Raw genomic sequence first — 10,687 nt, forward strand, 5'->3', positions numbered from 1 at the left:
GACGCCGTCCTGCAGCAGCACGACCGGCTCATGGCCCTCCCGGCCGAGTTCGCCAGCCAGCGCCGCCGCCGGATCGGCGAGCCGGGCAGGGAGGAGGATCCGGCGCGGCCGCAGGCCCGGATACTCGGTCCGTGCGGTGGCAATCAGCCCGTCGAGCAGTTCTGCTTCTGTGTCTCCCTCCCAGCAGACCCAGACCATCCTGGCCGACGTGCCGAGGCAGCGGCGCAGTTCGGCGGAGAATTGCTCGAGCAACCGGCAGCGCCGGGTCTCGCTCCCGTCCGGCGGACCGTCCAGGGGCCGCAGGTCGAGCAGGTCGTCGCCGGGCGGCAGACGTTCGCGCAAGGCTGCAGCGCAGCTGCTCTCGCCCAGCACACGCCAGCCACCCGGACCGGCGGACGACGGGGCAGGCAGGGCGATCCAGGCGGGTGCCAGCAGGTCGAGTTCGCTGGCCGGCGCGGCTGCCGGGGTGTTCCGGGCGCTGGCCTGGACAATGGCCGGGGCGGCCTGCCGCTGCAGCGTCTCGGCGGCGGCCCGCAGGTTCGCATGGCTGTAGACGAAGGTCCGCGGCACGGGCCGGCCGGATGCGCGGCCGATCGCCTGGGCGAACTCGACCGCCATCAGCGAATCGATGCCGAGTGACAGGAGGGGCGCGTCGGGGTCGAGCAGCTCGGGCCGTGCGACGCCGACGATCGGCGCCAGCAGCGCCTGCAGGCCGGCGATGTCCAGGCTGGTCTGGACGGTGCAGGGAGCATCCCGGCCGGTCCCGCCATAGACGGCCCAGTCGATGTCGACCACGGCGCGCTGGGCAAAAGGCGTGGCCAGCAGTTCCGGCAGGGCTGCCACCAGGGCATCCGCATCGAGCCGGCCGATGCCGTGATGCTGCCAGACCTCGTGCGCGCGCTCGCCCATGCGCTGGCCGATGCCCGCGTCGACCGGGCCGAGATTGAGGCTGAGCCCGGCCAGGCCCATGGCCCGCCGCTCCTGCGCCAGCCGGTCGAGCACCGCGTTCGCCGCGGCATAGGCGCCCTGGCTGGCCGAGGGCAGCAGGCTCACGATCGAGGAGAACAGGACGAAATGGTCGAGCCGGTCCCGGCCGGGCCGGCGCCCGGATGTCAGGCGATGCAGGACCAGGGCGCCGCCGACCTTGGCGTCCAGGACTCTCGCGATCCGCTGCGGGTCCAGGCTGGCGACCGGGCCGTCCTCAACGACCGCCGCCGCATGGAACACGCCGCGCAGCGGATGCTCGGGCGTGTCGATCCGGCGGATCAGGGCCGCCATTGCCGCCTCATCGCAAAGGTCGGCCCGGACCGCCAGACCGTTGGGCATCGCTGGCGGCTCGGCCAGATCGAGCATCGCGACGAGCGCTGCGCCCTCGGCCGCCAGCCAGCGCGCGACCCGCTGGCCCAGCGCACCGGCGGCACCGGTGACGAGATAGCTGGCGCGTGGCTCGATCCGGACGCGGGGCGGCTCGCGCAGGACCAGGACGCTGCGGCCGATTCCTTCACCCACCGCGGCGATCGCCTCGGCCAGGTCGGCGCGTGCCACCGGGCGGCAGGGCAATGCCGGGAACACATCGAGCTTGGCCAGGCAGGCGGCGCGCACCGCGTCGGGCTGCCTGTCCAGGTCGAAGCCGTGCTCACCGGTCCCGGTCAGGTCGACGATTCGCCTGGCCGGCAGTTCCTCGGCCAGCGCCGGACCGAATGCCCCGATCGCCAGATCGACGGGAGCCGGCAGCCAGCTGGCCCGGTCGCGGCTGTCGGCCAGTGTCTCCAGGCCGAGTGACTGCAGGGCAGGCTGCTTCGCCGTGCTGGCGGTCGCATGCACGGTCGCACCGGCGGCGCGTGCGACCTCGACGGCCGCAAGGCCGGTGGCACCGGCAGCCTGATGCACCAGCACCATCCTGCCGGGTTCCACCTCCCCGCAGGCGGCCAGGGCAGTGGCATAGGCCAGGGGCATGGTCGCTGCCGCCACCAGATCCGTCAGTGGCGCCGGCCGGACCAAAGCAGCGGGGACCAGTACCTGGTCGCACAGGGCCGGCTGCGCCAGCGCCACCACCGCATCGCCGGGCAGCAGGCCAGTCACCCCGGCGCCGGTGGCCCGCACGGTCCCGGCCAGATCGGCGCCGAGCGGCAGGTCGGCCGGGCGCAGGCCCAGCGCCACCAGCCGGTCGCGGAAGTTGAGGCCGGCTGCCACCACCTCGACCAGGACATGGCCGGCCGGCACTTCGCCGCTCGGCTGGTGCGGCTCCCAGCCGATCTGCGGCGGCGCGCCCGTGGCCTGCAGGACGGCGCGGGCGGGTGGGCCAGCCTCGATTCCGGCCATCGGGCGCAACCGCCGGGCAAGGCGGCGGCCATGGCGCCATGCCACCTCGCGCGCATCGGCAGCCCGGCATTCCAGCGCCAGCAGGTCGGCCTGGGCCGCAACTGGTTTGGCCGGGTCGAGATCGACCAGCCGGCAGGTGCGCTCGGGCTGCTCGGCACCGATCGCCTGGGCCAGCCCCCACAGGGCGGCACCGCCGAGGCTGCCCGGCCATTCCACGCCACGGCCGGTCGCGACCGCGCCCTGGGTGGCGACCAGCAGGCGGCCCTGCACCCCTTCCAGGCCGCGCACGAGTTCGCCGAGCCAGGCGATGGCAGCCTTGGGGTCCAGCTCCGGGGCGATCGCCAGCAGGAGCGGGTCGGCGGCCGCCTGGAGCAGGCTGCGGGCCTGCTCGACCGAGCCGGCCGTAGGCCAGGGCAGGTCGCTGCTGCCGATGACGGCGCTGGGGGTACCGGGCGAAGCGGGGGGCGACAGCCTGTCCCACACGATCTCCTGGCCGAACCGCTCGAGCAGGCCCTGCCGCCGGGCGAACCGCGCCCCTTCCACCAGCGCCAGAGGCGTGCCGTCGGCGCCGAGCACGCCGAAATCCGCGGTGATGACGCCGCCGCCCCCCTCCCGGATCCGGAGCCAGGCCCGGTCCGCCGTGGCATCCGGTTCCGCACGGCTCAAGGCGGCGCAGCCGGCCAGCATGGGCGGGCGGCGTTCGACATCGGGTGCGAGCGCATAGAGGAGTTGGGCGGCAGCCTCGATGACGCCCGGCTCCCCCAGCGTCAGGCCGGGCAGGAGCGTGCCGGTGGCGCAGTCGTCGCCATGGATGCGGATCTCGGCCAGGCAGCGTGCCTGCGGGCCGTAGCGGAAGCCTGCCGCCTCGATGCGGCGATAGAGCTGGTCGGCGGTCAGCTTGGCCCCGCCGGGCAGGGGCAGAACTGGCGGCGCCAGGGCAGAACTGGCTGCGCTGCGCGCCGCCAGATGGACGGTCCAGGCAGCGCCTGCCTCCTCCCGGCTCTCCAGCAGCGTCTCGCCGCCTGCCTGGCGCCAGCGGACCTCGCGGGGCGTGTCCACCTGGAGCGGCTGCTCGAAGCGCATCGCCTCCAGGCGGCCCGCCTGCGGCAGCAGGTGCAGCAGCACGCCCAGATGGGCCAGCCCACCCGTGCCGGCCAGGAGCGGGTCGTCCGGATGGAGCAGCCGCGCAGGCGCGGGCGCCCCCGGCAGCGGGAAGCGCTGGCGGCGGAAGACCGGCGGCGAGAGGGCGGATCTAGTGCTTCCGGCGGCAGGCGGGGCCCGCTCCAGCACCAGATGGGCATTGCTGCCGCTGAACCCGAACGAGCTGACGCCGACGCGCGCGATGCCCGACACCGGCCGGGTCGGGACCTGGAAGTCCAGGCCGGGCGTGCGGATCTCCGGGTTCAGCTGCCGGAAATGAAGATTGGGCGGTGCCGTGTCGTGGACGAGCGCCTGGACCGCCCTGATTAGGCCGGCCATGCCGGCCGCGGCCTCGGCATGACCGATCACGCTCTTGACCGTGCCGACCAGGAGCGGCCGGCTGCGCCCGGCGAACACGCTGGCCAGCGCCTGCGCCTCGATCACGTCGCCGAGCGGCGTGCCGCTGCCATGCGCCTCGATCAGGTCGATCGCGTCGGGGGCGAGGTCGGCATCGGCCAGGGCTGCCCGGATCACCGTCATCTGGGCCGGGCCGTTGGGCGCGGTGAGGCCCGCACTGCGGCCATCCTGGTTCACCGCCGAGCCGCGGATCACTGCATGGACCCGGTCGCCCTCCGCCCCGGCATCGGCGAGGCGGCGCAGCACCACCACGCCCACCCCTTCCGCGCGGCCATAGCCGTCCGCGGCGGCATCGAAGCTCTTGCAGCGGCCGTCCTTCGCCAGCATGCCGGCCTCGGCAAAACTCCGGCTGAGCTCCTCCGACAGCATCAGGCTGACCCCGCCGACCAGGGCCAGATCGCACTCGCCGGCGCGCAGGGCCCGGACGGCCAGATGCGCCGCGGTGAGCGAGGAGGAGCAGGCCGTATCGAGGGTGAGGCAGGGCCCCTTCAGGTCCAGCGCATAGGCGATCCGGCCGGCGGCGACGGCCGGACTGGTGCCGCTGCCATAGAAGCGGTCGACGCCACTGCCGAGCGTGCGGCGGGCGAAGTCGTTGGTGGCGAGGCCCACGAACACGCCGGTGCGGCTGCCACGCAGGCTCGTCGGATCGAGGCCGGCATCGGCGAGCGCCTGCCAGCTCGTCTCCAGGAGGAGGCGATGCTGGGGGTCCATCGCCTGCGCCTCGCGCGGCGTGATCTCGAAGAAGGCCGGGTCGAAGCTCTCCACGTCGTCGAGGAAACCACCCAGCGGCGGGCCGTCGCTGGCGGCGCGCCCGGGCGGCACCGGCCCGATCGGGTCGCGGCCGGCCAGGAGCATGTCCCAGAACGAGTGGGGATCGTCGGCGCCGCCGGGAAAGCGGCAGGCCATGCCGATGACCGCGACCGGTGGGCGCAGCTCGCCCTGGAGCGTGGCGAGCCGGCCCTTCAGGCTGCGGATCTCCAGAAGGGCGCGCTTGAGCAGTTCGCGGGTGTCGGGCGTGGGCTCGCTCAAGCGGGGGTCTCCAGCTCGCTTGCGAGCAGGGCGGCGAGATCGTCCTCCACGAGCCGGTCCAACTCGTCTCCCTCGGGGAACAGCAGCCCATGGAGATGCGCCGCCAATGCCTCCAGGGTCGGATAGTCGAAGGCCAGGCTGGCGGGCAGGTCCAGCGCCAGGGCCTGCGCCAGCTCGTTGCGGAAGCTCACCGCCAGAAGGGAATCCAGGCCCAGCTCGCGCAGGGCCCGCCCGCGGTCGAGCCGCGTGCCCCCGGCAAAGCCCAGCAGGCGGCAGGCCATCTCGCCCAGCGCGCCGGTCAGCAGGTCGGTGCGCTGGTCAGCGGATGCTTCCTCCAGCCGCATGCGCAGGCCCGCCGCGGCTCGAGCCTGTTCCGGCGGCCGCTCGTCCTGCCGGTCCATCAACAGGGTCAGCCCTCCGCCTTCCGCCAGCGCTGCCCGGGCGGCGGTCGCGGCGGCATCGGGCGGCATGGCCCGGTAGCCCGTCGCCAGCAGCCGGTCGCGGTGCAGCGGGGCGAGCGCGGCGAACATCCCGCCCTGCCAGGGGCCGAAGGCCAGCACCGTGGCCGGCAGGCCGTTGGCGCGACGCGCCCGGGCGAGGCCTTCCAGCCAGGCATTGGCGGCGGCATAGGCGCCCTGGCCGGCGGCACCGGTATGGGCGACCGTGGAGGAAACCAGCACGAAGGCGTCGAGCTGGCGATGGCGGGTCAGCACGTCCAGATGGCGGGCGCCCTCCAGCTTGGCGTGGAAGGTGGCGGCGATGCCTGCGTCGTCGAGGCGGGCCAGGGGCGCGTCCTGGACAATGCCGGCGGCATGGACGATGCCGCGCAGATCCGGCAGCTCGGCCAGCAGGCGCGCCACGACGGCCCGGTCGCCGACATCGAGCGCCACGGTCTCAAAGTCACTTTCGGGCTGGGGGCGGCGGCCGGCCAGGACGATGCGGGTGGCCCCCCGGTCCCGAAGCATCCGGGCAAGCGCCCCGCCCACGGCGCCGGTCCCGCCAGTGACCAGCCAGGTGCCGCCCTGGATGCGGTGCCCCGGCCAGACCAGCACCGTCTTGCCCACCGTGCGACCTTGCGCCAGCGCGGCGAACGCTTCGCCCGCGACGGCCGGGCTGACCTCGCTGCGTGGCAGCGGCTGGATGATGCCGGCGGCAAGCAGGTCCAGGATCTGGCCCATCCGCGTGCGGAACCAGCCAGGATCGGCGGCCAGCGGCTGCTCCAGATCATAGGTAAAGTGTCGGGCACCGGATGGCAGGTCCGGTGCGGGCGCATTGCCGAGCTCGATGAAGCTGCCGCCCTCGCGCAGCAGGCACGCGGACGCCGCCGCGGTGGCGCTGTCCAAGGCATGCAGTACGAGGTCGACGCCGACCCCGCCGCTCCATTCCCGCACGGCGGCGACGAAGCCCGTGTCGCGCGAGGAGGCGGTGGCTTCGGCGCCGAAGTGGCGTGCCCACGCCTGCTTGCCCGGGCTGGCGGTGGCGAAGATTCGGGCGCCCCGCCAGCGGGCGAGCTGGATCGCCGCCATGCCGACCCCGCCGGCACCGGCATGGATCAGGACACGCTGGCCCGGCTGCAGCCGGGCCAGCTCGATCAGTCCGTGCCAGGCGGTGAGGAAGGCGATCGGCAGGGTGACCCCGGCCTCCGGCAGGAGACCGTCCGGCAGGCGGATGCAGCGGCTGGCCGGCAGGGTGAGCTGGCTGGCATGGGCACCGCTCGCGAACAGGAGGACTTGGTCACCGGGCGCCAGATCCTGGACGCCTGCGCCGGCCAGGATCACCTCGCCGGCCGCCTCCAGGCCCAGCGCGTCGCCGGCAGCCCGGCCCAGGACGACCAATGTGTCCTTGAAGTTCAGGCCGCTCGCCAGGATGCGGACCTGCACCTCGCCCTCGCTTGGCGGGCGCGGCTCGAATGGCGCCAGTTCCAGCTCTTCCAGCCTGCCGGCCATGCCGGCGCGGAGATGGCGGGCGCCATCCATGGATGGCGCGAGGCGGACGAGTTCCGGCAGGTAGGGCGTGCCGCCGCGCAGCGCCAGGCACGGGTGAGCGGACAGCAGCCGGTCCGGCAGGCGGTCGTCCGCGGGATCCAGATCGATCCAGGCGCAGCGCAGCTCCGGGTGCTCGGCGGCGACCGTCGGCACCAGACCGGCCAGAATGGCGGCTGCCGGCGGCTCGCCCGGCAGGACCGGCGGGGCTGCCGCGGCACCGCGGCTCACCAGCAGGAGGCGCGGCGGGTGCGCCCGGCCGGCCAGCGACCGGACCAGCTCGGCCGTCTCGCGCAGGCAGGAGCGCGGGTCCGCTGCCGTGATCGGCCGCAGATCGATCACGCCCGCCGCATCCTCCGGCACCGGGCCGGCGTCCCGGGTCAGGACATGCCAGCCCGGGCCGGGCAAGGCGAGGTCGTCCGGGGTCGGGCGCCAGCGCAGCTCGTGCAGCCAGTTGCGGTGCCGGCTGCCGATCCGGCGGAAGCGCACGCCCGAGAACCATGCGACGGTCTGGCCGTCCGGGCCGAGCAGCCAGGCCTCGCCGGTCGCATCCTCCCGGTCGAGCCGCACCAGCCGGGCACGGCATTGGCTGGCAGTGCCGCCGACCCAGCCGAACCCGCGGATCGCGGCGGGAAGCCAGGTTTCCTCCTGCGGCAGGAGCGAGGTCAGGGTCTGCAGGGCGTGGTCCAGCAGCGCCGGGTCCGGCTGGAGCGCCGTGGCCGCAGGGGAGGCAGCCAGTTCGGCTTCGGCCAAGCCCTCGGAACGGCGCAGTGTCTGGATCCGGCAGAAGGCGCTGCCGAAGGTGAAGCCCCGCCGGGACAGCTCGTCCTGGTGGCCGGCAGCGTCGAGCACGTCCGTAGCCTGTGGGGCTGCCGGGGCCGGAGGAGCATCCGGCAGCGAGACAGGGCGCGCCCTGCAGGTACGGCGCCAGTCATCGCCCCACAGGGCGAACAGCTCGACCTGTCCCCCTTCCGCCTGGACCAGCTGGATGTCGCGTCCGTCCGCGGGCACGTCCAGCCGTTCCAGGAGCTCGACATCCTGCAGCACCGGCATCCCCGCCGCCGCGCACAAGGCGAGAAAGCCGGTGGCGGGCAGGATCGTGCTCCCGTCGACCCGATGGTCGCGGATCCAGTCGAGGTCCTGGGTCAGGCGGCCGATGCGGACGGTGAGCCCGGTGCCGGCAATCCTTTGCGGCGTGCCCAGCACGGGCGTGGCGACCGCTTCCGCGATGTCCGGGAGCCAGTGGCGCTCGCGGGCGAAGGGATAGGTCGGCAGCGGTATACGGCTGCCACGCGTGGGCGGCAGATCCGGCAGCGGCCGGTCGGACGGTTCCAGGTGCTCCAGCTCGGCGGGGGTGCGGGCGATCGCCCACCAGGCGAACCTGGCCCGGCCGACCGCCATGCTGTGGCAGGCGTCAGCGAACGGGATTGCATGGCGCGCGAGATGTGCTGCGAGCGCCTGGCCCAGCCGGCGGACGGCTTCGGGCGTGGCACCGGTCACGAGCAGCTGGCCGTCATTTCCTGCCGCCGGGGCAGCCGGGCGTGCCGGCGGTGCTTCCAGCACGACATGGGCGTTGGTGCCGCTGGCGCCGAACGCGCTGATCCCGGCGCGCGGTGGGTCGACCGGCCAGGGGATGGCGGCGGTCGGCACCTGGATCGGCGTGGCGTTCGCCGCCACGTGCGGGTTGAGGCGGGTGAAGTGCAGATGCGGCGGGATGCTCGGGCGGCGCAGAGCCAGCGCCGCCTTGATCACGCCCGCGATCCCCGCCGCAGCCTCGGCATGGCCGAAATTGGTCTTCACCGAGCCTACCAGGAGCGGGGCGGTGCGATCCCCGAATACGTTGGCCAGCGCGTCGAGCTCGATCGGGTCGCCGAGCTTCGTCCCGGTGCCGTGGGCCTCGATCATGCCGATCGCTTCCGGCTGGATGGCGGCATCCGCCAGGGCGGCGCGGATCACCGCCTCCTGGGCCAGCCCGTTGGGGGCGGTGAAGCCGGAGCTGCGGCCGTCATGGTTCACCGCACTGCCACGCACCACCGCGATCACCGGATCGTCGTCGGCGAGCGCCTGGGCCAGGGGCTTGAGCACCACGACGCCGCAGCCCTCGGCGCGGACATAGCCGTTTGCGGCAGCGTCAAAGGTCTTGCAGCGCCCGTCCGGTGCCAGCAGGCCGGCGCGCGACAGGATCACCGAGCCTTCGGGCGCCAGCAGCAGGTTGACGCCGGCCGCAATGGCGAGGCTCGCCTCGCCGCTGCGCAGGGCCCGCACCGCCAAGTGGAAGGCCACCAGCGAGGAGGAGCAGGCGGTGTCGACCACCACCGCCGGGCCTTCCGTGCCCAAGAGGTGGGCGACCCGCCCGGCCAGGGTGTTGCTCGGCTGGCCGGTCAGGCTGTGGCCGTCCAGGCTGGCGGCACCGGCCTTGCGGGCCAGCGCCGCATAGTCGCTGCCGGTAGCACCCACATAGATCGCGGTGGCGCTGCCCTGGAGGCGGTCCGGGGCGATCACCGCATGCTCCAGCGCTTCCCAGACGGTCTCGAGCAGCAGGCGCTGCTGCGGGTCCATCTGCGCCGCCTCGCGCGGGCTGATCCCGAAGAAGCCGGCGTCGAACCGGTCGACATCCGCGATGAAGCCGCCGAAGCGGCTGGCGATCCGGCCGGGCCGGGCCGGATCGGGGTCGTACCACTGGTCGATGGGCCAGCGCTCGGGCGGGACCTCGCGGATCAGGTCCATCCCGGCCCACACGGCTTCGGCGAACGCATCCGGGCCGTGGATGCCGGGGAAGCGGCAGCCGATGCCGATGATGGCGATGGCGTCGCCGCTTTCCGCCACGGGTGCCGCGGACCGCGCATTGGCCTCCCCCGCCAGCCAGCGCTCCAATGCTGCCACCGAGGGATGCGCGAACAGGACGGAGGCCGGCACCGGCCGGCCGGACAACTCCTCCAGCCGGCGGCGCAGGGCCAGCGCCATCAGGGAGTCGAGTCCCTGCTCGAACAGGCCACGCTCTGGATCGAGCCGGTTGGGATCGGCATGGCCCAGCAGCTCGGCAACGAGCTGGCGCAGATCCTGGGCCGGCCGGAGCGCCGGGCGTCCGGCATCTGCCTGCGTGCTCACCGGCAGCGCCGTCGGCCGTAGCCGGTCGAACAAGGGATGGCGGCGCCGCGCCTCGATCGTGCCGAGGAAGCGGGTCCAGTCCACCCGTGCCAGCACAAGCGTGGCAAGGCCGGCCGCCGCCGCGTCCAGACCGGCGCGACAGACTGCCGGCAACGGCAGGGCCTGAAGGCCCGCCGCCTCCAGGGCGGCAGCTTCGTCCGCCGCCAGCAGGCCGGTCTCGGCGAGGCGGCCGAGTGCTAGGCTGGTGGCGGGCAGCCCCCGCGCCCGGGCCCCGGCCGCCCAGGCATCCAGCGCAGCGTTGGCGGCGGCATAGCCCGGGTTGTTGCGCACGCCCCAGGTGCCGGCCGCCGACGACGCCAGCAGGAAGAAGTCCGGGCGATGCGCCGCCGCTGCCTCCGCCAGCGTCCGGGCGATCGCGAGCTTGGCGGCGACCAGTTCTCCGGCCCTGCCCTCGACACTACCGGCAGCGTGAACGAGGCCGGCAACTGGACGATTGAGCAGGCTGGTCAGCCGGGGCGCGGCATCCACAGAGGCCAGGTCGATCTGGGCCAGGCGGATCTCCGCGCCGGCGGCGCGCAGGCCGTTCAGCCAGGAGCCTTCGGCGATGGAGCGGCCGACCAGCAGCAGGTGGCGGGCCCCCTGCTCGACCAGCCAGGCAGCGAAGGCACGGCCGAGCATGCCCTGCCCGC

2 protein-coding genes are annotated in these 10,687 nt (G+C 74.2%); both read right to left on the reverse strand.

The annotated features are described in order from the left end of the window. On the reverse strand, window positions 1-4,908 hold a 4,908-nt coding region (locus tag VNS22_RS14095), incomplete at its 3' end, for an SDR family NAD(P)-dependent oxidoreductase (protein WP_325733444.1). After that, window positions 4,905-10,676: an SDR family NAD(P)-dependent oxidoreductase gene (locus tag VNS22_RS14100; RefSeq protein ID WP_325733446.1), complete on the reverse strand. Its 5,772-nt coding sequence runs from the start codon at window positions 10,674-10,676 to the stop codon at window positions 4,905-4,907. The genes VNS22_RS14095 and VNS22_RS14100, both read right to left, overlap by 4 nt. Window positions 10,677-10,687 lie beyond the last annotated feature (11 nt).

This window comes from Geminicoccus sp. (assembly GCF_035556675.1).
In the GTDB taxonomy this organism is placed as follows: domain Bacteria; phylum Pseudomonadota; class Alphaproteobacteria; order Geminicoccales; family Geminicoccaceae; genus Geminicoccus.